At 66.9% G+C, this 25033-nt stretch carries 21 protein-coding genes; 2 read left to right on the top strand and 19 right to left on the bottom strand.

Annotation, left to right across the window (positions count from 1 at the left end; genetic code table 11):
- Positions 1 to 748 precede the first annotated feature (748 nt).
- Positions 749 to 3826: a TonB-dependent receptor gene (locus tag QRO91_RS14890; protein ID WP_049427561.1), complete on the top strand. Its 3078-nt coding sequence runs from the start codon at positions 749 to 751 to the stop codon at positions 3824 to 3826.
- 202 nt (positions 3827 to 4028) lie between these two features.
- On the top strand, positions 4029 to 4223 hold the full coding sequence (locus QRO91_RS14885) for a heavy-metal-associated domain-containing protein (protein ID WP_008267227.1): 195 nt from the start codon (positions 4029 to 4031) through the stop codon (positions 4221 to 4223).
- A gap of 78 nt (positions 4224 to 4301) precedes the next feature.
- On the opposite strand, the gene cueR is transcribed toward QRO91_RS14885, so the two are convergent.
- From cueR to hisS, 19 genes are all read right to left on the bottom strand, one after another.
- Positions 4302 to 4757 carry a Cu(I)-responsive transcriptional regulator gene (cueR, locus tag QRO91_RS14880; protein WP_049427559.1) on the bottom strand — a complete coding sequence of 152 codons (456 nt, stop codon included), beginning with the start codon at positions 4755 to 4757 and terminating at the stop codon, positions 4302 to 4304.
- Positions 4758 to 4768: 11 nt separating this feature from the next.
- Positions 4769 to 7270: a heavy metal translocating P-type ATPase gene (locus QRO91_RS14875; protein ID WP_197619636.1), complete on the bottom strand. Its 2502-nt coding sequence runs from the start codon at positions 7268 to 7270 to the stop codon at positions 4769 to 4771.
- Between the two features lie 130 nt (positions 7271 to 7400).
- Entirely contained in the window at positions 7401 to 10358 is a 2958-nt protein-coding gene (locus tag QRO91_RS14870) for a TonB-dependent siderophore receptor (RefSeq protein WP_197619634.1), read from the bottom strand.
- A gap of 405 nt (positions 10359 to 10763) precedes the next feature.
- Positions 10764 to 11501 (bottom strand): copper homeostasis protein CutC, encoded by a 738-nt coding sequence (locus QRO91_RS14865; protein WP_197619632.1) that lies wholly within the window; start codon positions 11499 to 11501, stop codon positions 10764 to 10766.
- Positions 11498 to 12496, bottom strand: coding sequence for a N(4)-(beta-N-acetylglucosaminyl)-L-asparaginase (locus QRO91_RS14860; RefSeq protein ID WP_197619630.1), 999 nt, complete (start codon positions 12494 to 12496; stop codon positions 11498 to 11500). The genes QRO91_RS14865 and QRO91_RS14860 overlap by 4 nt, the downstream gene beginning before the upstream one ends.
- Positions 12497 to 12547: 51 nt before the next feature.
- The gene (locus QRO91_RS14855) at positions 12548 to 13570 is read right to left on the bottom strand and encodes a glucokinase (protein ID WP_197619628.1); all 1023 of its coding nucleotides are present in this window, start codon (positions 13568 to 13570) and stop codon (positions 12548 to 12550) included.
- Positions 13571 to 13654: 84 nt separating this feature from the next.
- A complete protein-coding gene (locus QRO91_RS14850; RefSeq protein ID WP_005409434.1) occupies positions 13655 to 13939 on the bottom strand; it encodes a hypothetical protein in 285 nt (94 codons plus the stop codon).
- Between the two features lie 35 nt (positions 13940 to 13974).
- On the bottom strand, positions 13975 to 15564 hold the full coding sequence (locus QRO91_RS14845; RefSeq protein WP_197619626.1) for a calcineurin-like phosphoesterase family protein: 1590 nt from the start codon (positions 15562 to 15564) through the stop codon (positions 13975 to 13977).
- 99 nt (positions 15565 to 15663) lie between these two features.
- Entirely contained in the window at positions 15664 to 16284 is a 621-nt protein-coding gene (gene hisIE / locus QRO91_RS14840) for a bifunctional phosphoribosyl-AMP cyclohydrolase/phosphoribosyl-ATP diphosphatase HisIE (protein WP_111205058.1), read from the bottom strand.
- A complete protein-coding gene (gene hisF, locus QRO91_RS14835) occupies positions 16274 to 17050 on the bottom strand; it encodes an imidazole glycerol phosphate synthase subunit HisF (protein WP_197619623.1) in 777 nt (258 codons plus the stop codon). Before hisF ends, hisIE begins: the two co-directional genes overlap by 11 nt.
- The gene (gene hisA, locus QRO91_RS14830) at positions 17044 to 17778 is read right to left on the bottom strand and encodes a 1-(5-phosphoribosyl)-5-[(5-phosphoribosylamino)methylideneamino]imidazole-4-carboxamide isomerase (protein WP_049427539.1); all 735 of its coding nucleotides are present in this window, start codon (positions 17776 to 17778) and stop codon (positions 17044 to 17046) included. Before hisA ends, hisF begins: the two co-directional genes overlap by 7 nt.
- Positions 17775 to 18377: an imidazole glycerol phosphate synthase subunit HisH gene (gene hisH / locus QRO91_RS14825; protein ID WP_197650116.1), complete on the bottom strand. Its 603-nt coding sequence runs from the start codon at positions 18375 to 18377 to the stop codon at positions 17775 to 17777. Before hisH ends, hisA begins: the two co-directional genes overlap by 4 nt.
- Complete coding sequence (gene hisB, locus QRO91_RS14820) at positions 18374 to 19447, bottom strand: bifunctional histidinol-phosphatase/imidazoleglycerol-phosphate dehydratase HisB (protein WP_049426901.1); 1074 nt, start codon at positions 19445 to 19447, stop codon at positions 18374 to 18376. Before hisB ends, hisH begins: the two co-directional genes overlap by 4 nt.
- Positions 19444 to 20538, bottom strand: coding sequence for a histidinol-phosphate transaminase (hisC, locus tag QRO91_RS14815; protein ID WP_197619621.1), 1095 nt, complete (start codon positions 20536 to 20538; stop codon positions 19444 to 19446). The genes hisB and hisC overlap by 4 nt, the downstream gene beginning before the upstream one ends.
- Positions 20535 to 21830, bottom strand: coding sequence for a histidinol dehydrogenase (gene hisD, locus QRO91_RS14810; RefSeq protein ID WP_049426897.1), 1296 nt, complete (start codon positions 21828 to 21830; stop codon positions 20535 to 20537). The genes hisC and hisD overlap by 4 nt, the downstream gene beginning before the upstream one ends.
- Positions 21827 to 22738 carry an ATP phosphoribosyltransferase gene (gene hisG, locus QRO91_RS14805; RefSeq protein WP_019338500.1) on the bottom strand — a complete coding sequence of 304 codons (912 nt, stop codon included), beginning with the start codon at positions 22736 to 22738 and terminating at the stop codon, positions 21827 to 21829. Before hisG ends, hisD begins: the two co-directional genes overlap by 4 nt.
- A gap of 34 nt (positions 22739 to 22772) precedes the next feature.
- Positions 22773 to 23081, bottom strand: a complete 309-nt coding sequence (locus QRO91_RS14800; RefSeq protein ID WP_197619619.1) for a YerC/YecD family TrpR-related protein — start codon at positions 23079 to 23081, stop codon at positions 22773 to 22775.
- Between the two features lie 197 nt (positions 23082 to 23278).
- Positions 23279 to 23575, bottom strand: a complete 297-nt coding sequence (locus QRO91_RS14795) for a hypothetical protein (protein ID WP_285310452.1) — start codon at positions 23573 to 23575, stop codon at positions 23279 to 23281.
- Entirely contained in the window at positions 23575 to 24972 is a 1398-nt protein-coding gene (gene hisS / locus QRO91_RS14790; protein WP_197619615.1) for a histidine--tRNA ligase, read from the bottom strand. The genes QRO91_RS14795 and hisS overlap by 1 nt, the downstream gene beginning before the upstream one ends.
- Between the last annotated feature and the right edge of the window lie 61 nt (positions 24973 to 25033).

Raw genomic sequence — 25033 nt, 5'->3', positions numbered from 1 at the left:
CCGATCGGCTCGACCGAAACCAGTTCGCGGTCCAGCGCGGCGGCCAGCACCGTCGCGCTGGTTGTGCCGTCGAGCATCGCCACCGGCTGGTCGATCAGTTCCAGGTTCGCCGGCGGGGGGGGGGGGGGGGGGGGGGGGGGGCGGGGGGGGGGGGGGGGGGGGGGCGGGCGGGGGGGGCGCCGGGGGGGTTTTTTATTTAGACCTGACAGCCAGCCGGCGGGGGGTGGGGGGTGGGGGGGGGGGGGGGGGGGTGGGGGGGGGGGGGGGGGGGGGGGGGGGGGGCGCGCCCCCGCGGGCGGGGGTGGGTTTGTGGGGGGGCGGCCCCCCCCCCCCCCCCCCCCCCCCGCCCAACCAGCAGACACCCCAGAGCCGGCTGTTGCCTTTGACGTTGCTCTGGCTTGAAGGCTTCTGCAGGTGCAGGGCGCAGCCCTGCCGACCCACCCTCCCCTGCGCACGAAAACGTTTCCACTGTTTTCAGCAAACCGTCATCCCCTCGCCACGCCAGTACCATATTGCGCAGCAGCATGCGTCCGCGGGCGACCCATGCTAAAAAACGCCCGCCCATCGCTTAGATCGATCCAAGACGACATTGCGATGGCCGGGAGTTGGGGGAGCGGCAACAGGACGTACCAGGCCACGCGCACGGTGCTACTGCCACTGCATGGCGATAGCGACAATGTCACTTCAAATTAGATCGATTCAAGTTGTCCGTGCCACGTCACCGGATCAATCCAGGAGAGAGGGAGAGATGGGAATGAAGCATTCAACACGTAAGCATGGCCAGGATGCATTGTCGCTGGCCATCGCGCTGGCCCTGGCCGCCGCCGTCGTTCCGGCCGGCGCCGCCGCGCAGCAGGCAACCACCACCGGCTCGCAGGAAGCCACCAACCTGGACAGCGTCCAGGTCACCGGCTACCGCTACGCCATTGAAAAGAGCCTTGAGCAGAAGCGCGACGCCAATGCCGTGGTCGAAGTGATCACCGCCGAGGACGTCGGCAAGTTCCCCGACAAGAACGTGGCCGACGCACTGCAGCGCGTGCCCGGCGTGGTCATCACCCGCAGTGGCGGCGAAGGCAAGACCGTCAGTGTGCGCGGCCTGGCCCCGGACCTGACCCTGACCCAGTTGAACGGCAACTACGTCGCCACCTCGGAAACCAACGACGAGGCCACCCGTTCGTTCAACTACACCCTGCTGCCGTCGAACATGCTGTCCAGCGCCGAGCTGTTCAAGTCGCCGGAAGCACGCATCGACGAAGGCGGCATCGGTGGCACGGTCATCCTGCATACCCGTCGTCCGCTGGACATGGAATCCAACTCGGGCTTCGTCACGCTCGAGGGCACGTCTTCCGACACCCATCACGATATCGATCCGCAGGCCTCGGCCCTGTACTCCTGGCACAGCAAGGATGAGCGTTTCGGCGTGCTGGTCGGCGTGACGCAGCAGAAGCGCACCACCCGCACCATGGAAGCCAGCACCGAGGACTACCAGTGGTATGGCGCCGGCAAGGCGCGCGATGCCTATGGCAACGTGCAGTCGCAGGATGGCATCCACTACTGGTGGGGCAAGTCCGGATTCAACAACCAGACCGGCGGCAACTACAGCGATTTCTTCATGCCGACCTCGGCCAACTTCGCGGTGAAGGAAGAAAAGCGCGAGCGCAAGGGCGGCCAGCTGACGTTCCAGTTCAAGCCAGTCGACAACGTCACGATGACGGCCAACTACTTCCGCTTCGAGCTGCAGGGTGACTACACCCAGAACATGCTGAAGATTCCGGAATGGAGCATGGCTCGTTTCAACGGCGATGGAAACTGGGCGGGCGGACGCCTGCTCAATGGGTTGGACTTCGACCCCAGCGGCAACACCGTCACCGGTGCACAGTTCGAAAAGCTGGCCGGAAAGACCTACTACTGCAGCGAAGACCAGGCCAAGGCCGCCGGACTCAAGCCCGGTGGCTGGGGCCCGGACGACTGCACGGTTCCGACGCCGCAGCTGACTGGCGGCTACAGCAAGGAAAAGGCACTATCGCAGACCGCTGACCTGACCATCGAATGGGATATCAGCCCGCTGTGGAAGGCCTCGTTCACCGGCGGCCGCACCTGGTCCGAAGGTGGCCCGTCGATGAACTTCCGGATGTCGGCCAAGCCGCGCCGCAAGGTCGGCAGCGATTACCTGTCGGGCAACCAGTACAGCGCCTGGGACCTCACCGGCACGCCCTCGGCCACCTTCTCGCCCGACCTGCAGCAGCAGCTGATGAACGGCATCGCCGAAGTCGACACCGGTTCGACCGATTCGTCGTGGAAGCGCACCGAGGTCAAGCAGAACTACTTCCAGGCCGACGTCACCAAGCTGTTTGAATCGGGCTGGCTGGACTCGATCCAGTTTGGTGCCAAGTACCGCGACGGCAAGGTCCACCGCAATACCGGCAACACCTACTGGACCTGCCAGGGCCGTGATCCGGCCGACTACAAGGACGGCCGTTACCAAGCGGGTTGCGACCCGACTGCCGGCGACGCGCAGCCCGGCTTCTTCCTGTCCAATCCGATCAGCAACATCGCCGGCGGTTTCAATGCGAATGTGTTCCCGGGCATCAACTACCCGGCCTACATCGACTACCTGAACAAGACCTACGGCGGTTCGCACAACCGTACCGAGGAAGACTTCGTCTACAACGTCAACGAAAAGATCTACTCGGGCTATTTCCAGGCCAACTTCCGCACCGAGCGTCTGCGCGGCAACGTCGGCGTGCGCGTAGTACGCACCAAGCAGTTCGCGCAGTCCTCCGACTCGATCGAGAAGTTCAACGATTACTTCCTGGACAACGCGTCCGGCGCGCCGATGGCGTGCACCGACCCGGCTGCTGCGGCCTACCCGGGCTATGGCTGCGAGAGTGGCTTCGTGCGACTGCCGTATGATCTGGCGCAGAGCAAGACCCATGAACTGATCGGCGTCGACCGCACGTATACCGATATCCTGCCGAGCTTCAACATCGCCTGGGACATCACTGACACCCTGGTGCTGCGCGGCGCCGTGTCAAAGGTCATCGCCCGTCCGGGCTACACCGATATCGCCACCCCGGGCGCTCTGAGCTTCTACAGCGCCGAATACGTCGACGATCGTCGCGTCGCCGGCGGTGCGCCGAACCCGGGTTGGGCCGGCGAAGGCAGCAACAAGCAGCTGCAGCCGTTCAAGGCCACGCAGTACGACCTGGGCCTGGAATGGTACTTCCAGCCGGGCGCCGTGGCCGGTGTCGGCCTGTTCCGCAAGGACGTGAGCAACTTCACCGTGCCGGTCGTGCGCGACACGCAGATGACTGTCGGCGGCGAAGTGGTGACCGTGCAGAACTACAAGACCAAGGCCAATGGCCAGGATGGTGTTTCGCAGGGCGTGGAACTGTATGGCCAGTACACCTTCGATTCCGGCTTCGGCGTGCAGGCCAACTACACCTACAATGACACCAACCTGGCATCGATCGTGATTGACGGACAGAACATCGGCTCTTCGCCGCTGGTCGGCAGCGCCAAGAACCAGGCCAACGTCACGGTGTTCTACGAGAACGACAAGTTCCTTGCGCGTGCCTCGTTCAACCGTCGCGGCGAAGTTGTGGGGGGCCTGCAGAACGGCATGACGGTCTACACCGAGCCGTATGACCAGCTGGATCTGAACGTGGCCTACAACCTGACCCCGGACTGGACGCTGACCGCCTCGGTGATCAATGCCACCAAGTCCGAGCAGCGCGTGCACCTGGGCAATGACACCAAGGCCCGCCTGATCTCCAACACCTATGCAGGCCGCCAGCTGTACTTCGGCGCCACCTGGAAGTTCTAAGGCCCGACCGGGCGTGCCGGGTCCTGCCCGGCATGGCCCCGCCCCGCTCCGTGCGGGGCCATTCCTCCACGGCAGCCGCGCTGGTACAGGTGGCTGCCGTTTTCATACGCTCCGATATGCCCGGCGTTCAGCCCGCCGCTTGACCCTGCCATCGTTGGAAGGTGCACACTGGCTCCACCCAAGAGCACCGAAGGAGCTACAGATGGAATTCCATGTCGACGGCATGACCTGCGGCGGCTGCGCACGCAGTGTGACCCGTGCGATCCAGCAGATCGATCCCAACGCCAGCGTTGTGGCCGACCCGCCGACCGGCCTGGTCAAGGTGCAGACCACCGCATCGCAGGAGCAGGTCTTCGCCGCGGTGAACGACGCCGGGTTCCCGCCGCGCACCGCGTGATCCGCAGCGTCGCATCCACAACGAAGCCCGCCCGGTGCAACCGCATCGGGCGGGCTTTTTCATGCGCATGGCAGCGTCTCAGTGCTTGTGCGCGCGCCGACGCACCGCGCCGGTCTTCGGTGCATCAACCGGCAACTGCATTTCGTCGTCCTCGCCCAGCCGCTGCAGGATCGGGCACTCCGGGCGCTCATCCCCCGCACAACAGCTGATCAACGACTTCAGCGTGTCGGCCATCTGCCGCATGTGCTCGATGCGTTGCTCCAGGTCGGCGATGTGCTGCTCAGCCAGATGCTTCACGTCGGCACTGTGGCGTGAGGTGTCGTTCCAGAGGCCGAGCAGATCGGCGATCTCGGCCACCTGGAACCCGAGATCACGCGCGCGTCGGATGAAGCGCAGGCGGTGGATGTCCGCCTGCGAATATGCCCGGTAGCCGGACTCGGTGCGATCGGCCGCAGGAATCAGACCAATCTGTTCGTAGTAGCGGATCATCTTCGCCGACACGCTGGAGGCCTTGGCGGCTTCACCGATATTCATACGGTTCTCCTTCAGTGGCTCGCAGCGGGGGCATCCGCCATCGGCGGCTGGAAGCGGCGCAGGCGCAGCGCGTTGGCCAGCACGAACACGCTGGAGAGGGCCATCGCACCGGCCGCGAACACCGGCGACAGCAGCACGCCCCAGGCGGGGTACAGCACGCCGGCCGCCACCGGGATCAACGCGGTGTTGTAGGCGAAGGCCCAGAACAGGTTCTGGCGGATGTTGCCCAGCGTCGCCTTCGACAGCGCGATGGCATTCGGCACGCCCTGCAGGTTGCCTGACATCAGCACCACGTCGGCCGATTCCACCGCGATATCGGTACCGGTGCCGATGGCCAGACCAACATCGGCCTCGGCCAACGCCGGCGCATCGTTGATGCCATCGCCGACGAACGCGACATGACCATGCGCGGCCTTCAGCCGGCGCACTGCTTCAACCTTGCCTTCCGGCAGCACCTCGGCCACCACCTCATCGATGCCCAGCTGCCGCGCGATCGCCTGCGCGGTACCGGCATTGTCGCCGGTGATCATCGCCACCTTCAGGCCAAGCCGGTGCAGCGCCGCGATCGCGGCCGGCGTGCTCGGCTTGATCGGATCGGACACCGCGATGATCGCGGCCAGGCGGCCGTCGATGGCGGCATACAGCGGCGACCTGCCCTGCGTTCCAAGCTGGCTGGCCAGTTCAGCGAACGGGCCGATGTCGACGCCGAGCTCACGCATGAATCGATCAGCACCAACCTCCACGCGCGCGCCATCAACACTGGCACGCACGCCCATGCCGGTGACCGATTCGAAATCGGCCATCGCCGGCAGCGCGATGCCCTGCTCGGCAGCCGCGTCGACGATGGCGCGGGCTATCGGATGCTCCGAGCGCGACTCCACTGCCGCCACCGCTGCCAGAACCGTACCGTGATCAAACCCGTCGGCGATCTCCAGATCGGTCAAGCGCGGGCGGCCTTCGGTCAGCGTGCCGGTCTTGTCCACCGCCACCACCTGCGCATCCTTCAACAGCTGCAGCGCCTCGCCCTTGCGGAACAGCACGCCCATCTCCGCGCCGCGGCCGGTGCCGACCATGATCGAGGTCGGCGTTGCCAGCCCCATCGCACACGGGCAGGCAATGATCAGCACCGCCACCGCATTGACCAGCGCGAAGCTCAGTGCCGGTGACGGGCCGAAGATCAACCAGACCAGGAAGGTCGCCAGCGCAGCCAGCATCACCGCCGGCACGAACCACAACGTGACCTTGTCGACCACCGCCTGGATCGGCAGCTTCGAGCCCTGCGCCTGTTCGACCATGCGGATGATCTGCGCCAGCATGGTCTGCGCGCCCACCGCCGTGGCACGTACCGTCAGTGCGCCCTTCTGGTTGACCGTACCGCCCACCACGCCGCTGCCCGGCTGCTTCTCGACCGGAATCGGCTCGCCGCTGATCATCGATTCATCGATGTAGCTGCGGCCTTCAACCACCTCGCCGTCGACCGGCACGCGCTCGCCCGGCCGCACTTCCACCACGTCGCCGCTCTGCACTTCATTGACCGGGATATCGACTGCGCGGCCGTCACGGATCACGTGGGCGACCTTGGCCTGCAGGTTGACCAGGCGCTTGATCGCTTCGGAGGTGCGGCCCTTGGCCCGGGCTTCGAGGAAGCGGCCGAGCAGGATCAGCGCAACGATCACCGCTGCCGCTTCGTAGTAGACGTTCACCGTGCCCGGCGGCAACAGCCGCGGTGCAAAGGTCGCCACCACCGAATAACCGAACGCTGCGGCGGTGCCCACCGCCACCAGCGAATTCATGTCCGGCGCAAGCCGCAGCAGCGCCGGGAATCCCTTCTGGTAGAAACGGCGACCGGGGATGGCCAGCACCAGGAGGGTCAGTGCGAACTGCAGATGCCAGCTGGTCTGCATGCCGATGTTGGCCATCACCCATTCGTGCATGCCGGGAATCAGGTGCGAACCCATCTCCAGCACGAACACCGGCAGCGCCAGCGCGGACGCCACGATCAGGTCGCGCTTCAGTTCGGCGCGCTCGGCATCCTTCTTTTCAGCGGCTTCATCATCGGACTGCACACCGGCCTCGATCGGGCGGGCGGCGTAGCCGACCTTGTCGATGGCAGCCACCAGCGCGTCCACGCCCGCCACGCCGCGTACGGTGGCACGCTCGGTGGCCAGGTTCACGCTGGCCTGGCTGACCCCGGGCACCGCCCGCAGCGCGCGCTCCACGCGACCAACGCAGGATGCGCAGGTCATGCCCTCCACCGCCAGTTCAACGGTCGCGGCGGGTACGTCGTAGCCCACACGCTCAACCGCCTGGATCAGCGCCGCGCGATCAACCGGACCGGAGGGCCGGATGTCCGCGCGCTCGGTGGCGAGGTTCACAGAGACACTGCCGACGCCCTCGACCTTGGACAGCGCTGCCTCGACCCGGCCGACACAGCTGGCACAGGTCATGCCCTCGATGGGAAGGCTGATGGTGGAGGGGCTGGCGGGGACTGCAGTGGCGCGAGGCGTACTCATGATCGGATTCCCGGGGTTCCTTCTGGATGCGGACAGGCTAAACCTTGCCATTGTGGGAAGGTCAAATCCAGCTACCCCGGGACCGACCGGTAGCGCCGGGCCATGTCCGGCCTACCGCCTGCAACCCGCCTCAGAAGGTGAACACGTACTCCAGCGCGAACTCACGGCCCACCGCACCCAGCAGGCGGGTCGGGGCGAAGTCGTAGTCCAGCTTGTACGGATCCTTGTGGTTCCAGCTGGCCGAGTTGAACGCGTTGTTGACGTACACGTTCACCTTCGCGTGTTCGGTCACCTGGTAGCCCACGTTGAAGTTCCAGGTGATGAACGGCCCGACCCGGCCGAAGTACCGTGCGGTCTGCTGCCCGGCATTGGGATTCGGGTTGGGCGAGCCATCCGGACGCGTCGCCGGCTCCAGGCAGTTCAGCGACGGGCTGTCGCTGGGCACGTAGCCATCGGCGAACGGCAGGCAGCCGCCGGGATTGTCCAGGCGGTCGGTACCCCAGTGGTAGCGCACGCCCGGCACCGAGCCGACGCGGTCTGCGTAGACATTGGCGTTCCAGTTGCCACGCTGCCAGGCCAGGCTCGCGCGCAGCTTGCTGCGCAGGTCACGATCGCGCCGCTCCGGATTCGGGTCGTTGGCGTAGCGCTGTTCCTTGGTGGAGATCTGGTTGGTGTAGTTCAGGCCCAGCTGGAAGCTGCCCCACTGCGCGGTGTCCAGGCGATAGCGTGCGGTCAGGTCGATGCCACGCACCTCGCGGCTGGCCAGGTTGAACGGACCGCGCTCGATCGATACCAGGCGCCCGTTGCTGTCACGGTTCACGCGGGCCAGGATGCCGGCGCAGTACTCGCCACCGGCCGGATTGGCCCACGGCGTACCGTCCATGTTCTTGCCGGTCAGGCAGCCCGCTTCGCTGGCCAGCACCTCGTCGGCGCCAACGTCGACGATCATGTCTTCCAGCTTGATCGCCCAGTAGTCGGCGCTGACCGACAGGTTCGGCAGCACGTCCCAGACGAAGCCGACCGTCCAAGAATCACCGGTTTCCGAGCGCAGCAGCGGCGTGCCACGGCGGTTCACATCGAACGTGTACCAGACATCGGTGTTGCCGACGCCGCAGTTGTTGACCAGGTAGGCGCCGCTCTGGATGCAGCGCAGGCGGTCATAGGTCTGTACTTCGGAGCTGCTCGGCTGGCCCAGCAGGTAGTGCATGTCCGGCGCGTGGAAACTGGTGGCATACGAGCCGCGCACCAGCAGCGATTCCACCGGGCGCCATTCCAGGCCCACGTTCCAGGTGGTTTCCTTCTGGCTGCCGATCTCCAGCGCTTCGCTGCTGTCGTCGGCCTTGTAGTTGCCATAGCGGTCATAGCGCGCGGCCGCGGTGGCGGTCACGCTCTCCAGCAGCGGGATCTTGAACTCGACGCCCGCCGAATAGCGGGTGCGCTCGCCACCACCAAGGTCGACGTTCTGCAGATCGAAGTCGATGCCGGCGCGTGGGTCAGGACTGAGGTGGTAGCCCTGCTGCGCGACTTCGGCCACGGCGGCGAACGAGATGGGGCCGGCCCAGCCCTGGAACAGTTCGCCGGTGATGTCCGCCGACGCCTGGTTGACCCAGGAGGTCGCGCGGTTCTTCGCTACTGTACCCATCTGCCAGTACTGGTCCGGCGTCAGCGGATTCCACCAGCGCGATTCGTTCAACGCGTAGATCGCCTCGCCATCGGCAGTGGTGCCCAGCTTCGGGCCGAGGAAGTAGTCGTACGACTTCTGCTTGTCGACCACGTTCTGCCGCTCTTCCACACGGTAGTACGAACGTCCTACCGTTGCGCTCCAGTCGAAACGGTCGGCGAGGCGCCCGCGCAGGCCAGCACTCCAGTCCCAGGACAGTTCGCGATTGGTGTTGCGCAGCGTATCGAGGCCGCCCACCTCGTTTGGCGTGAACTGGCGCACGCCGAGGATCGGGCGGTTGCGGTTGGCATCCCAGTAATAGCCGTTGTCATCGTCGATCAGCGACACGCTGGGTGGATTGGTGCCCCATATCGCCTCCGAGCGGTACACCGCCAGGTTGGTCCAGGCCTGCAGGTCGCTGCTGAAATCGAAGGTGGCATACAGGTTGCCGGACACGTTCTCGGCACCGCCGGTCAGCAGCCAGTTGGCGTAGTCGGCGCTCATGCCGCACAGACGGCCGGTGTTGGTGATGGTGTTGGCGGCGTAGTTGTAGACCAATCGATCGGCTGTGTAGTACTCGCCGTTGAACTTCTCGCAGGTGCCGGCGGGCGGCGCCACGCGCTGGCCGTTGCTCGGATCGATCAGCGCCAGGCCGGCAGTGGGACGGAAGCCGACCTTGCGCTGTTCCATGTTCCAGGATGGATACGGAGCATCATCGGCATCGTCCATCTGCGGGCGGTCACGGCCGAACAACGGATCGCGCTTGGTGTACTGCAGCGCGTAGGTCACGCTCCAGTTGTCGCCGGTCTTGCCGCCAGCCCAGGACAGATCCCAAGTATCGCGCCCACCTTCGGTGGAGGTGCCGCCGCGCACACGCACTTCGTCACCGTCGTAGTTCGTTTTCAGGATGACGTTGACCACACCGGCGATCGCATCGGAACCGTAGATGGCCGAGGCACCACCGGTCAGTACTTCGATGCGCTCCACCGCCGCGGCCGGAATGTTGCCGTAGTTGGAGAAATTGGTTTCGCCGCCATAGGGCAGCGGGTAGTCGGCCACGCGACGACCATTGACCAGCAGCAGCGAGCGGTTCGGGCCCATCCCGCGCAGGTTCAGGCCGCTGGCGTTGGGCGTGTGCGAGCCCCACTGCGAGGCCGCCTCGACGGTGCCGGTCGCTTCGGTCAGCGTCTTCAGCGCGTCATACACGCTGACGAAGCCTTCCTTCTGGATCTGCGCGGCGGTGATCACATTGACCGGCGCCGGGCCCTCGACGCTGGCGCGCTTGATGCGCGAGCCGGTGACGGTGACCGCGTCGAGATCCTTGGTGGACGAGCTTGAGGCTTCCTGCGCATTGGCAGCCAGGGGAAGCAGGGCCAGGACCAGGGCCTGGGACAGCAGGTGACGGCGCTTGCGGACGATCTGAGCCATGGCAGGTTGCTCTTCGAAAGTGTGGACGCACGGACGGGTGATAGCGCGGCACTACGGCTGATCCGAGCACCTGGATCGGTTCAAGACCGTCGCGGCGCCCCCCTGTGGATCGATCCAAACTAAAGCACAGCTGAACCATGCGCAGCATGCCGCAACGCACAAACCGGCGACGGCGTGCCGCTACTGGCTACCGCAACCCATATCAATCAATGGGTTGCGCACCACCGATGAGAAAGCGGCGCAGCAATCGATGACACGATCGCGACAAGCGCGCGCGGAACGGTTTTGTCCGTGATGCCGTGTACGGCCGACAGCGGGTCGTTGTAGAGCCGAGCCCGCGCTCGGCTGCTGTTGTTCGCCGCAAAGAGCAGCCGAGCGTGAGCTCGGCTCTACAGAAGAAGCGGGTTACCTTGCGCCGTCCAGCGCCTGACGCAGTGCAGCCACGGTGGCGGTGGCGGTCTGGCTCCAGTCCGGGTCCAGGCCGCGCAGCGCCGGGTTCTGGAACTGCATGGCCGAGCGCCGTAGGCCCTTGGCCGAGGCGTGCAGTTCGCTGCAGCCACTCTTCCGCGCGACCGTGGCAATGTTGGCCGGGCCCAGTCCGGCACCAGCCATCACCGTGATGCGCCCCGCCGCCTGGGTGACCAGGCCCACCAGTACATCGGCACCGGCCTCGGCGCTTGCCTGGCCCCCCGAGGTCAGTACCCGTTGGCATCCCAGCCCGATCACCTGCTCCAGTGCGGCAGGCAGGTCGCGGGCGGCATCGAAGGCGCGGTGGAAGGTCACCTGCAACGGCCCGGCGGCCTGCACCAGTTCGCGGCACAGCGGCAGGTCGATGTCGCCCTGCACATCCAGTGCGCCGATCACAACGCCATCGCAGCCGAGGGCACGGCACTGCGCGATGTCACGCAGCATCAGTTCGGTTTCCAGCGCGTCGTAGTGGAAATCACCCGGACGCGGGCGCACCAGCACGAACAGCGGAATCGACAGGCGTTCGCGGGCGATGGCGATGCTGGCAAACGACGGCGTGGTGCCACCCTCGGCCAGGTTGTCGAACAGCTCGATGCGGTCGGCGCCGCCGGCCTGGGCGGCCAGCGCCGAGGCCAGCGAGTTGCTGGCGATCTCCAGGGTGCGCAGCTTGCTCACGCCTGCGTGCTCGTGTAGATCGACGGCGAATCGCGCAGGTCGTCCTGGCGCTGCGCATCACACACCGCGTAGACGAAACCGCGGTGCAACGCGTACGCGCCCACCTCGCCCTGCTTGTTCATGGCCAGGAAGCACACCTGCAGCGTTCTGCTCGCTTCCGGGCGCTTGCGCACCACGCGGTCGATCGCCTCGCGACAGGCCTGCGCCGGCGAGCGCCCCTGGCGCATCAGCTCGACCACCAGGAACGAAGCGGCGTTGCGGATCATCTCCTCACCTACGCCCGAGGCGGTGGCCGCTCCCACTTCGTTGTCGACATACAGGCCGGCACCGATGATCGGGCTGTCGCCGACCCGGCCGTGCAGCTTCCAGGCCATGCCGCTGGTGGTGCAGGCACCTGCCAGATGGCCCTTGGCATCCAGCGCCAGCATGCCGATGGTGTCGTGGTTGTCGCTGTTGCCGGGGATGCCACGGCGCTCGGCGTTGATCTGCGGCTGGTACTTCTCGGTCTTCAGCCACTCGCGCCAGGCCGCTTCGGCCTGCGGCGTCAGCAGGCGCTGGCGTTCGAAACCCTGCTGCACGGCAAACTGCTGTGCGCCCTCGCCCACCAGCAGCACATGCGGGCTGTTCTCCATCACTTTGCGGGCCACCGAGACCGGATGCAGGATGTCGACCAGCGCGGCCACCGCGCCACAGCGGCCATCACCATCCATGATGCTGGCATCCAGGCTCAGCACGCCGTCGCGATCCGGGTTGCCGCAATGACCGACGGTGGGGTTGCACAGTTCGCTCTCGGCCCAGCGTGCACCGGCTTCGACCGCATCCAGCGCGCTGCCACCTTGCGTCAGTACTTTCCACGCAGCCTGGTTGGCCGGCACGCCGAAGTCCCAGGTCGAAACCACCTTGGCTCCACCCTGCGCGCGCGCGAGTACGCCCGGTAATGCTGCCATGCCTGCGGCCAGTGCGCCGGCCTGCAGGAACTGCCTGCGATCCACCATCTTCCCCTCCCAGTCTGCAATGTGCGGCCGGCCCTATGCCGGTCGCAGCGATCAGTCGTGCGCGGGCTGTCGTGCGGCGTGCCAGACCGCTGCACCGAGTACGCCCAGCTGGCCGTGCTCCACGCGCCATACCGGCACCTGGCGCAGCACCTCGGTCAGCACGCCCTTGTTGAGGAAGCGCTCACGGAAGCGGCCATCGGCCAGGAAATCCTGCACATGCGCGGAAATGCCTCCGGCCAGGTACACCGAGCGTGCACCGACGGCGATCGCTGCGTCGCCGGCCAGGCTGCCCAGCCAGGCGCAGAACACCTGCAGCGTCTCCACCGCCAGCGCATCCTCGCCGCTGCGGGCGGCGCCGATCAGCGCCTCGGTGCTGGACCACACCGGGGTGACGCCACGCAGTTCGCACAGGCACGGATACAGGTTCATCAGGCCGCTGCCGGAAAGCACGCGCTCGTTGTCCACGTGCGCCCAGCGCTGAAGCAGCTTGCCCAGCACCTGCAGTTCCAGCGCGTTGCCGGCGGCAAGCGCGGCATGGCCGATCTCACTGGCCAGCACCGGGCGCTCGCCATCGGCGAAGCGCAGCGCGGCGCCCAGGCCGGTGCCCGCGCCCAGCACCAGCGCCGGGAACGCCTGCGCCGGATCGGCGTCGCCGTTCAGTGGCACCAGCGTCTCGCGCTGCAGGTACGGGATGGCCAGTGCCACCGCCTCGAAATCATTGATCAGCTGCAGCTCGCGCAGCCCGGACTGCGCGCGGGTGGCCGACAGCGATACGGTCCACGGCAGGTTGGAATTGATCAGCACATCGCCATCGAGCAGGCCGGCGATGGCCACCACGGCGGTCTGCACCGGCTGGCTGAGGCCAGTGGTGAAATCAGCAAGGATCGCCGCCAGGCTGGGATGCTCGGCGCAGGCGTAGGTGCGATGGCTGCCCAGCAGCGGCGCCTGGCCGGGTTGCGTTTCAGCCAACGCCAAACGGGCGAAGGTGCCGCCGACATCGGCGACGACCAGATGGCGCGGAAGACCGCCGCGGGCGGAGTCGGAGGAAACCGGGGACGCTGCTGCGATGGTCACGCTGGCCTGCTTGGATCGATTGAATCGCCCCGATTCTCAGGCATCGGGGCGGCTTTGCCTAGCACGCCGGCGGTTCAGGTTGGCCTACATGCCTTCCTGTTCGGCCACCTGCACGCCGTCCACCAGCACGCGCAGGCGCTGCGGGCGGAAGCCGGCGAACAGCAGCGGCCGGGTGCGTTCTACCAGCACTTCATGGCCAGCAATGTGGCGCAGCCACGACTGTACCAGCGAGAACGAGAAGTGGGTGCCCGGATGCAGCGGGTGCTGCACCCAGACCTTCTCGGTGGCGCTCTGCAGCAGCATCGCGCCGGTGAACCAGTGGCGGCTGAGGGTCACCGGCGTAGTGCCGGCCATGAAGCGGATATCCATGCGGGGTCCTTTCGCTGGAGAGGCCTTGCGGCGTGTCAGGGCTGGGCAGTCTGCAGGCTGTAGCTGGTGGTGGCAGTGAACACTGCGCCATCGGGCTGGGTGGAGCGTACCTCGACCTTGTGGCTGCCCACCGCCAGATCGGTCGGCAGCGCGCCACGCCACAGGTGAGGCGATGCGGTAGCCTCCGGCGAACGATCGTAGCCACGCAGGCTGTTTGCCATATCGTCGGCCACGTTCTCCACCATCAGGCGCGGGTCCGGCTGGCTGACCTGCTTCATCGGCTGCCAGGCACCGCCGTCGACGCGGTACTCGACCACGCTGGCATCCTCGCCCATGTAGACGTTGGCATAGATGCCCCATGCCGGGTAGGCCCCCTGGCGGAGCACCTTCGGTGCATGCAGGCCGATCTGTTCGCTGGCTGGCCTGCCGGCCACGCGGTACTGCAGTTTGTAGCTGCCATTGCCGGCGACATCCAGCAGCGCATAGCCCTTTGGCGTGCCATCGCTCATGGTGCTGTCCGGCACGCCGGCGGCATCCTTCACCCCGGACCAGAATGCACCGCAGTTGGCACCGACATTGTATTCGTGCAGCGGCTTGTCGCCGTTCCAGCCCTCGGCCTTGCCGTGATAGACGTGCTGCTGGGTGTGGCTGTGGCCGCTGAGCACCAGCACGTTGCGGAAGTCCTTGAGCAGGTCGAACAGGCGCTGGCGGTCGGCATGACGGAAGGTCTCGCGCCCTGGCGCCGCATCGAACAGCGGAATGTGCATGCCCAGCACCAGCAGGCGGTCCTTGTGCAGGCCCTTCAGATAGCTGGCGAGGAAAGCGAACTGGTCTTCGCGCAGGCCGCCGACATACTTCGGCCTTGCCTTGGGGTCGTACACCACGTCGTCGAGGAATACGAAGCTGGCGCCGCCCTCTTCCACCGCGTAGGTGTCCGGGCCATAGATGTTGCGCCAGCTGTCCAGCGAATGGTCGTCGCTGGCTGCATCGAAGTCGAGGTCGTGGTTGCCCGGCACATGGAACCACGGCACGCCCAGCGACGTGGTGACCTTGTTGATCGCCGGGTACAGGGTCAGGTCGTCGTTGACGATGTCACCCAGGGTTGTACCCAGGCGCGCCCTGGTCTGGCCGACCAGCGGCGCCACGATCGACTGCTGGTAGTAGCCGATGTCCTTCAGGCTGGCCGTCTGCGAATCGGTGAACACCAGCATCTGGAATCCACGGCGACTGTCATGGCGGTCCGGCTGCAGCGCGAAATCCCAGTTGCGGGTGACGTCGCTGGTCGCGGCGATGCCGCCGTACTTCAGTGTCGGCGAACCGTTCGGGCGGTAGTGGCGCCAGAACGACGGCAGGCCATCGGTCGCCTTCGGGAAGGCGTAGGCGTCCGGCTTGATCACGAACACGGTCTGGCCGTCACGCACCGGAAGGCTGTAGCTGCCATCGGCGGCGGTCTTGACGATGGTCTCGCCGTTGGAGACCTGCACCCCGGCCAGGCCCGGATCGGTGGCGCCGCGGCCCGGCTTGCCGTCGCGCTCCAGATAGACCTTGCCGGTGACCACGGTGTCCGCGGCCCAGGCCGGCGAGGTCAGCAACAGGCAGCACAGCCAGGCGGCAGGCAGTTTCATGGGACGGTCCGGGAGAGAAGAAGACTCCCTATTGTAGAGCCGAGCCATGCTTGGCTGCATTGCAGAGGTGGGTGCGGACCGCTGGGCCGCACGCCTCCTTCAACGATGGCGCTTTTCCAGCACCGCCCGCGCATCCTCCAGCGACAGACCACGCGCGCGCAGCAGCACCAGCAGGTGGTAAAGCAGGTCCGAGGCCTCGCCCAGCAGCGCTTCATCGTCCTGCGCCACCGCTGCCAGCGCGGTCTCCACGCCCTCCTCGCCCACCTTCTGCGCGATGCGGCGGATACCGCCCTCGAACAGGCTCGTGGTGTAGCTGCCCGGTGGCCGCTGTGCCTCGCGCATCGCCACCAGCTGGCCCAGCCCGCCAAGGAAGTCCTTTGGCGCGCCATCGAAGCAGCTCTCCGCACCGGTGTGACAGGTCGGCCCGGCCGGGCGCGCCATCACCAGCAGCGTATCGGCATCGCAGTCCACGCTGATCGACTGCACCACCAGCACGTTTCCGGACTGCTCGCCCTTGGTCCACAACCGCTGCTTGCTGCGGCTGAAGAACGTCATGTGGCCGATCGCCAGGGTGGCCGCCAACGACTCGGCGCTGACATAGCCCAGCATCAGCACCTGCAGGGTATCGGCATCCTGCACGACAGCGGGCAGCAGGCCTTCACCCTTGCCCCAGTCCAGGCCCTGCAGCGCATCCAGTGACGGCCTCACTTCAATAGACATCCCGCACCTCGATCTGCTGCTCGCGCAGGTAGCGCTTCAATTCCGGAATGGCGATGGCGCCGCTGTGGAACACGCTGGCGGCCAGCGCGCCATCCACATCGGCCTGGTCGAAGGCCTCGGCGAAGTGTTCCACCGCACCGGCGCCACCGGAGGCGATCAGCGGCACCTGGCAGAGTGCCCGTGCCTGCTGCAGCTGCACGACGTCGTAGCCACGGCGCACGCCGTCGCTGTCCATGCAGTTCAACACGATCTCACCGGCGCCACGCCGTTGTGCTTCGACGATCCAGTCCAGCGTGCGCAGCCGCACCGCCTGGGTCTTGTCCGGGTCGCCGCTGAAACGGCGTACCCGCCATTGCCCATCGGCCTCGCGCACCGAATCGACACCGACCACCACGCACTGCACGCCGAACTCGTCGGCCAGCTCGGTGATCAGTTCCGGGCGCCCCAGCGCCGGGGAGTTGATCGACACCTTGTCGGCACCGGCGAACAGCACGCGGCGTGCCGTTTCGACGCTGTCGATGCCACCGGCCACGCAGAACGGGATGTCGATCAGTCGCGCGATGCGCTCGATCCAGGCCACGTCCACTGAACGCGCCTCGGGGCTGGCGCCGATGTCATAGAACACCAGCTCGTCGGCGCCCTGGTCACGGTAGCGCTGCGCCAGCTCGGCGATATCGCCCATGTCGACGTGGTCGCGGAAACGCACGCCCTTGACCACGCGGCCATCGCGCACGTCCAGGCAGGGAATGATGCGCCGGCTCAACATGCCAGTGCCTCCGCCAGGTCCATGCGCTGCTCCAGCAGCGCCTTGCCAAGGATCGCGCCACCGCAGCCTGCACGTCGCGCTTCGGCAACGTCGGCCACGTCACGGATGCCGCCGGAAGCCTGCACCGCCACGCCCGGCAGCAGCGCCGACAGGTGCTGGTAGAGGCTGATGTTGGGCCCGGCCAGCATGCCGTCGCGGGCGATGTCGGTGCACAGCAGGTGGTGCATGCCGGCGCGTGCGTAGCGCTGGGCCAGATCATCCAGGGTCACCCCGGCGTTCTCGGTCCAGCCGTGCACCGGCAGCTGCCACTGGCCCTGTGCATCCTGGCGGGCATCAAGCGCAATGGTGATGCGTTCGGCGCCGAATTCCTCCAGCCAGCCCACTACCTCGTCGGGGCGGCGCACGGCCAGTGAACCGACCACCACGCGGTGGGCGCCGGCATCGAGGATGCGCGCCACGTCATCGCGACCGCGTACGCCACCGCCGGTCTGCACCCGCAACGGCGTCTGCGCGCGAATCGCTGCCAGCAGCGGCGCCAGCGTATAGCCGCCGGCACGCGCCGCATCAAGATCGACCAGGTGCATCCACTGCGCGCCCTGCGCAGCAAAGGCCTGCGCGCGCGGCAGGCAGTCGTCGCCATACGAGATTTCCTGCGCGTAGTCGCCCTGGCGCAGCCGCACCACGCGGCCATCACGGATATCCAGCGCGGGGTAGACGATGAAACTCATGCAGCAGTGCCCTCAAGGAAGTTGCGCAGCATCAGCGAGCCGGTTTCGCCGGAACGCTCGGGATGGAACTGCGCGCCGTAGTAGCGCCCCTGCTCCACCACGGCCGTGAACAGGCCACCGTGATCGCAGGCAGCAACGGTGTGGGTATTCAGCGGCGCCGCATAGCTGTGCACGAAATAGGCGCTGGCCCGCTCTGGTACACCCTGCAACAGCAGCGACTCACGTAGCGGCAGCAGGCGGTTCCAACCCATGTGCGGCACCCGGATGCCGCAGGCCGGTACCAGCTTGCGCACCACCCCGGGAATCAGCCCCAGCGTTTCCACGCCGGCTTCCTCGGAGCGCTCGAACAACAGCTGCATGCCCAGGCAGATGCCCATCAACGGCACTTCCAGCCGCTGCAACGGCTCGACCAGGCCCTGCGCATGCAGGCGCTGCATGCCGGGACCCGCCGCACCGACGCCGGGCAGGATCACCCGCTGCGCGCCGACCAGCCCATCGGCATCGCGCACCAGCCGAACGCTGGCGCCAAGGCGTTCGAGCGCATAGCGCACCGAACCAAGATTGGCACCGCCCGCGTCGATCAGCGATACGTCACTCACAGCGCCCCCTTGGTGGTCGGCAACGCCGTGCCCTGCCGGGCCAGCGCCGGGCGCAGCGCGCGCGCCAGCGCCTTGAAGCAGGCCTCCACCTTGTGATGGTCGTTGTCACCGCGTACCTGCAGGTTGAGGTTCAGCCCACTGGCATCGCACAGCGAACGGAAGAAGTGCGGCACCAGTTCGGTCGGCATGTCGCCCACCCGTTCGCGCTTGAACTCGCCGTCGAACACGAAGTAGGGGCGGCCGCTGAAATCCAGCGCAGCGCTGGCCAGGGTCTCGTCCATCGGCAGGGTGAAACCGTAGCGGCCGATGCCGCGCTTGTCGCCCAGTGCTTCGCGCAGGGCCTGGCCCAGAGCCAGCCCGGTGTCTTCGATGGTGTGGTGCTCGTCGATGTGCAGGTCGCCCTCGGCCTGGATGTCCAGGGCGAAACCGCCGTGCTTGCCGATCTGTTCCAGCATGTGGTCGAAGAACGGCAGTCCGGTGGCGATGCGCGCATCACCGGCACGGTCCAGATCGAGTTCAACGCGGATCTTCGTCTCCTTGGTGTTGCGCTGGACCACGGCAGTACGCGGCGCGTCGGCCAGCGCATGGGCGATGCCCGGCCAGTCCCACTCGCCACCAAACTGCTCGGTACGCAACTGGAAGCCACGGATGTTGAGATTGTCGGCGAACTGCAGGTCGGTGATGCGGTCGCCCACCATGCCGGAGCGTGCCCAGTCGATGCTGCGGTCCTGCAGATAGGCGGTCATCAGCCCGATGCCCGGCTTGCGGGTCGGTGCATTGTCCTGCGGCCAGCTGCAATCGATCAGCACGTCACGGAAGGTGATGCCCTGGCTCTCGAAGATCTGCAGCATCAGATCATTGGGGCCATCGAAGCTGGCGCGCGGGTAGCTGTCGCTGCCCAGGCCATCCTGGTTGGTGACGATCACGAACTGGTAGCCGGCATCCCGCAGCTTCAGCAGCGCCGGGATCACCTGCGGCACGAAGCGCAGCTTCTCGTAGGCATCGATCTGGAAATCGGACGGCTCCTCGATGAGGGTGCCGTCGCGGTCGATGAACAGGATCGGGGTCATGCTGCGGCCCTCCGCGCCGACAGGGTCGCAAGCACGCGGTCGTTCTCTTCGGGGCTGCCAATGCTGATGCGCAGGGCATCGCCCAGTTGCGGCGCGGCGCGCTGGTCGCGCACCACCACGCCAGCAGCCAGCAGCGTATCGAACGCGGCCTGGGCATCGGCGAAGCGCACCAGCAGATAGTTGCCGGCCGAGGCATACACGCGGCGCACGCCGGGCAGGCCGGGCAGCGACGCGAACAGGCGTTCACGCTCGGCGATGACCGTGGTCACGCGTTCGGCGGTGCGCCCCAGTGCGGCCGGTTGCAGCGCCTGCACCGCCAGTTCCGCGCATGGCGTCGGCACCGGGTACGGCGCCTGGCAGCGACGCAGGACGGCAATCAGTTCCGGTGCGGCGATAAGTGTTCCGATGCGCGCGGCGGCAAGAGCGTGCGCCTTCGACAACGTTCTCAGCACCGCCAGATTCGGGTTCACGGCCAACAGCGTGGTCGCCGACGGACGTTGCGCGTACTCGACATAGGCCTCATCCACCACCACCAGCGCCTGCCCGCGCAACGCAACCGCCACGCGTTCGACCTCGTCCAGGGCGATATCACTACCGGCCGGGTTCGATGGTGCGCACAGGAACACCAGCTTGGCATTGCGCGCCTTGGCGGTGTCGATCACCGCATCCAGATCGGTGCGCAGGCCATCCTCGCTGTCCACAAGCGGCACTTCGATCAGCGCGGCGCCCTGCAACCGTGCGCACACGGCGTACATGCCGAACACCGGCGGCGTGACCAGCACGCCATCACGTCCGGGCACGCACAGCGCGCGCACCAGCAGATCAATGGCTTCGTCGCTGCCGCGGCCGACCAGCAGCTGCTGCGGTTGCACGCCATACAGTGCGGCCAGGCTCTCGCGCAGCGCCAGCGGCTGCGGTTCGGGATAGCGCCGGCTGCTGCCGTCGGCATCGGCCGGATTGGCCCAGGCCGACTCGTTGGCGTTCAACCAGACCTCGCCCTGCACCGCCGCACTGCGCGCCGAGCTGTAGCCGGCGAAGGCCTGCAGATCCGGGCGCACCAGTGCCAGCACGTCATCAATGGCGGCGCTCATGCGGCGGCCTCCATGCGCAGGGCCACTGCACGCTCATGCGCATCCAGGCCTTCGGCGCTGGCGATGATGCGTGCGCAGCCGCCGATTGCTGCCAGTCCTGCAGCGCTGGCACTCTGCACGCTGATCAGGTTCTGGAAGCTGGCGACGCTGACACCGCTGTAGGCACGTGCAGCGCCTGCTGTCGGCAGTACGTGGTTGGTGCCGCTGCAGTAGTCACCCAGTGCTTCCGGCGTGAAATCGCCTAGGAACACCGAGCCGGCCGCCTGCACCTTGTCCAGCCAGTCGCGCGGCTGGCGCAGCGCCAGGATCAGGTGTTCGGGCGCATACCGGTTGCTGATTGCAAAGGCGTCAGCCAGCGAATCGACCTCGATCAGGCGCGACGCCGACAGTGCCTGGCGTGCGATCTGCTGGCGCGGCAGCAAGGCCACCTGGCGTTCCACTTCCGCCTCGACCGCCACCAGCATCGCGGTATCGTCGGTCAACAGAAGCACCTGTGAATCCGGGCCGTGCTCGGCCTGCGACAGCAGATCGGCAGCCACGAACGCCGGGTTTGCGCCCGCATCGGCAATCACCAGCACTTCCGACGGGCCGGCCGGCATGTCGATGGCGGCGGCGCCGTCCTGTGCGACCTGCTGCTTGGCTTCGGTAACGAAACTGTTGCCGGGCCCGAACAGCTTGTCGCACGCCGGGATGGTGGCGGTGCCATAGGCCATCGCGGCAATCGCCTGCGCGCCGCCGAGCTTGAACACGCGCTGCACGCCGGTCAGGCGCGCGGCCACCAGCACCGCAGGGTCGGCCGTGCCATCGGCGCGTGGCGGCGTGCACAGCACCACCTGCGGGCAACCAGCCAGTTGCGCGGGCACGCCCAGCATCAACGCGGTGGACGGCAGCGGCGCACTGCCTGCCGGTACGTACAGGCCGACCCGGCCGATCGGCCGCAGCATGCGTTCACAGACCACGCCCGGCGCGGTCTCCACGACATAGCCCTTGCCCATGCCAGCCTCGTGGAAGCGCGTGATGCGCTCGGCAGCTTCCCCCATGGCCTGGCGCAGATCCACGGGTACCGCCGCTTCGGCGGCCGCGAACTCGTCATCGGACACTTCGAAGGACGCCAGCTCCACGCCATCGAAACGAGCGGTAATCGCACGCAGCGCCTCGTCGCCCTGCGCGCGCACCTGCGCGATCAGCGCCGCCACCGCATCGCGGGTCTGCTGCGCCACGGTCTGCACCGGGCGGGTCAATGCCGCGCTGCGCGCGGCCTCATCAAGTTGCGACCAGATCAGACGATTCATGCCAGCGACCGCTCCACGCTCAACACCATCAGACCCTGTGCACCGGCGCGCTCGAGTTCTTCCATGCGTTGCCAGCTCAAGGGACCCGGGCACATGGTCTGCAGGCGCAGTGCGCCGCCATCGGCCGGCAGCCGCACCAGCGGCTCGGCATCGGCCAGCAATTGTGCCAGCGCATCGACGCGATCCTCGCTGGCGCGGAACATCAGCAGCTTGCGGTCCTGGCGCTGCACCACGCCGTCGAGACGGCGCAGCAGCATCGCACGCAGCGACGCGCGTGCGTCGTCCGGCACGCGCACCGCGCCCGCCAGCACTGCCTCGCTGTCGAGCAGGTTGTGCACCGGGGTCAACTGGTTGGCGCGCAGCGTAGCGCCGCTGGAGACCAGGTCGCAGATCAGGTCGGCGGTACCAAGGCGCGGCGCGATCTCCACCGAACCGGACAGCTCGACCACCTGCGCATCCACGCCCTGCTCATCCAGCCACTGCTTGAGGATGGCCGGATAGCTGGTGGCGATGCGTGTGCCAGCCAGCTGCGCCGGACCCTGCCACTGCCACTCCTCGGGCACCGCCAGCATCAGCCGGCACTGGCCGAAGCCCAGTCCGCGCAGCGCCTGATAAGCATCCGGCAGGCCGATCTGGCGGCGCGCGGCGGCCTGCTCATCCAGTTCATTGCGGCCGACGATGCCGAGGTCGCAGACACCGTCGGCGATCAGGCCCGGGATGTCATCGTCGCGCACCAGCAGCAGGTCCACCGGCAGCGACTCGCCGTAGCAGAACAGCTTGTCGCGGCTTTCGCGCCAGCTCAGGCCACAGGCACTGAGCAGATTGCGGGCGGGCTCGGCCAGCCGGCCACTCTTCTGGATGGCGATACGCAACCGGTCTCGTGCCGGTGCTGCCTGGGTTGCACTCATGGGGGAGGTCTCGAAGGTCGGAACGGGGCGCGGATCAGCGCGAAGCAAGGCGGTCTATGGCGGCGGCATAGCCTCGATGGCCATGCTCGAGCGAGCGTGCCACCCGTCCGGTGGTGGTCACGCTGACCCCGGTGCGCTCGTGGATCTCGCGATACGGCACGCCCTGCTGCAGCAGCGGCACCACCTTCCAGCGGTCGGCCATGGCTTCCAGTTCAGCGGGGGTGCACAGGTCGCGCAGGAACGCTTCCACCTGCTCAGGCTCGCGCAGGGCGGCAAAGGCCCGGGCCAGGGCTTCCAGGTCGGCCTTCGGGTCTTTGGCGGCAATTTCGGGGCGGGCTTTCACGGGGTCGTTTCCATGCATCAATGTAATAGCGCGTTAGTACATTAGCGCATTCTTGCGCGGTGCGTCAAATCCGGGCGGCGTGGGGTCAGATCCGTTTTCCTGCGGAAAACGGATCTGACCCCTTAACGGGCAGCCGGAAACGAAAAACGCCCACCAAAGGTGGGCGTTTTTCTTTTTAATCATAGATTCGGCACAACTCAGGGCTTCAAGCAGCGCACCTCGGCCTGCAGCGCCCCGCGCCGCAGGCATTCGCCGAGCAGGCTGCCCTGCCGGCTCGGCAGGGACTGGATGTTTTCCAACGCACCCACGCCCGCCGGGCACTTCTGTGCGGCCAGGGCCTGCAGGTCGCCTTCGAGTTGCGCACGGTCGATCACATGGCAACGATCAACCTGCAGCCGGTACTGGTCCGGACCAATGCGCGTGCTGTGCAGCGACGGGTCGCTCTGGCAGCCGGCCAGCAGGAGGACGATCAGCCCTCCTGCCGCGGCCCGCATCACGCCATCGCCTTCGACTGCTCCAGTTCCACCTGCAGGGTGCTGGCCAGCTCCTCGCGCGACACCTCGAACTGCTGCTCGCGCAGCAGGTCCTTCACCGCCACCACACCGCGCGCCAGCTCATCCTCACCCGCAAGCACCACGAAGCGGATACCGGCCTTGGCGGCGTACTGGAACTGCTTGCCGATCTTCTTCGGCTCCATCTGCACTTCGGTGTTGATGCCGCCGGCGCGCAGTCGACGGGCGATGTCCAGCGACTGCGGCATGCCCTGCTCGTCCATCAGCGCCACCAGCGCCTGCACGCTGCTGGCTTCGATGCCGTCGATCAGGCCCGCCTCGCGCAGCTGCCAGAACAGGCGCGACAAGCCGATGGAGATGCCCACGCCCGGCAGCTTCGACTTGCTGTAGTGGCTGGCCAGGTCTTCATAACGGCCGCCCGAGCAGATGGAGCCGATCTGCGGGTGGTCGGTCAGCGTGGTCTCGTACACGGTACCGGTGTAGTAATCCAGGCCACGCGCAATCGAGAAATTCAGGCAATAGGCGCTTTCCGGTACGCCCAGGGCCTGCACCAGCTGCAGCACTTCGCGCAGTTCGGCAACACCGGTGCGCAGCGTTTCCGACGAAGCTGCGCCGGTTTCCAGCGCAGCCAGCTGGGCCAGTGCATCGGCATGGCCCTGCGAACGCACGGCCACGAACGCGAGGATCTTCTCGACCTGTTCGGCCGGAATGTTGAAGCCCTCGCCTACCAGCGTCTCGCGCACGTAATCGGCACCACGCTTGTCCAGCTTGTCCACTTCGCGCAGCACCGCCAGCTGGCGCTCACCCTCGGCCACGCCCAGGCTTTCGAAGAAGCCGCGCATCAGCTTGCGGTTGTTCAGCTGGATGCTGAAGTCGCCGATGCGCAGTTCCGAGAACACCGCGTGGATGACCGCCAGCACTTCAGCGTCGTAGCGCACGCTCAGGCTGTCCTTGCCGATCACGTCGATGTCGCACTGGTAGAACTCGCGGAAACGACCGCGCTGGGCACGTTCGCCACGGTACACGCGCTGCATCTGGTAGCGGCGGAACGGGAAGGTCAGCTCGTGTTCGTGCTCGGCCACGTAGCGGGCCAGCGGCACGGTCAGGTCGAAACGCAGCGCCATTTCCGGCAGCGAACGATCACCCGATTCGGCGGCGTTGGCCAGCGCACCGGTGGACTGCACGAAATACACCTGGCGCTCGGTCTCGCCACCGGACTTGGTCAGCAGCACGTCGGACAGCTCGAACACCGGCGTCTCCACCGGCAGGAACCCGAAGCGCTCGTAGTTGCGGCGGATCACGTCCAGCATGCGCTGGAACGCAATCTGCTCGCGCGGCAGCAGTTCAAGGGTGCCGGGCGGGGTACGGGGCTTGATCACGGGCGGAACTCCTGCTGGAACGGGACGTGGGGGGGGGGGCCATTATTACGCCCCCCCCCAC

Origin of the sequence: Stenotrophomonas maltophilia group sp. Smal32 (assembly GCF_030237085.1) — a bacterium.
In the GTDB taxonomy this organism is placed as follows: Bacteria; Pseudomonadota; Gammaproteobacteria; order Xanthomonadales; family Xanthomonadaceae; genus Stenotrophomonas; species Stenotrophomonas maltophilia_Q.
This window is presented reverse-complemented; position numbering and strand designations above follow the sequence as displayed.